The sequence below is a fragment of the Poseidonocella sp. HB161398 genome (genome assembly GCF_005870025.1).
Classification (GTDB): domain Bacteria; phylum Pseudomonadota; class Alphaproteobacteria; order Rhodobacterales; family Rhodobacteraceae; genus Mangrovicoccus.
This window is the reverse complement of the sequence record NZ_VATA01000271.1, coordinates 1-681: the sequence shown is the minus strand read 5'-3', so window position 1 is coordinate 681 and position 681 is coordinate 1. Positions and strand designations below refer to the sequence as shown.

At 71.1% G+C, this 681-nt stretch carries 1 protein-coding gene; it reads left to right on the top strand.

Annotated elements, in window-relative coordinates; genetic code table 11:
• Positions 1–181: 181 nt before the first annotated feature.
• A partial coding sequence (locus FGX59_RS38045) for a hypothetical protein (RefSeq protein ID WP_171061033.1) occupies positions 182–681 on the top strand: 500 nt, incomplete at its 3' end.

Below are 681 nucleotides of genomic sequence, written 5' to 3'. Positions count from 1 at the left end.
CTGCCGCGAGTGTCCAGTCCGGCACCAGGGCCTCGATGTGCCCCGGCCAGCCGCTCCAGCCGCTCCGGGGCATTGAGTTCCGCCTGCAACATCGCCTGCAGCGCGATCTGGTGCGCCGGTGATCGACCGCCAGGCTCTGCAGCCAGCGCCGGTACCGCATCGTCCGCGGCCTGGAGCGTTGATGGACCCGCCCGTGACGCAGAACGAAGGCCGAGACGGGCTGGCGCTTGCGGCGCTGATCCTCCGCGGCGCTCTGCCGGGCCCGGACCAGACCGCGCATCGCCTCATGCGTCCAGGCCGGGGTCAATTCTCCGGCACGCGGAAGGCGCGCAAGACGCAGGGCATCAAGCCGACCGGTCCCGACCCGCTCTCCGGCCCTGACCGGGAGCAGGGACGGCGCGACCACGCAGCACGCGCAGCCGGCCGCGCGCCTCTGCCGGCAGAGGCCGTAGCCCGCCGGCCCGGCCTCGTCGCAGGCCGAGATGTCACCTCGCCCGGCAAGCGTCTTCAGCAGCTTGCCGACGCTGGCGGGCGTGTTCTCGAACGTGCCAAGGCCGAGAACCTTGTCCCCTCGCTCTCCACCCGCGATCGCGACCGCAAGCTTGTCCCTGGACATATCAATTCCGGCGCAGATCGTTCCATGGGCGTTCCGCATGTCGTCCTCCATCGCAAACGGACGGC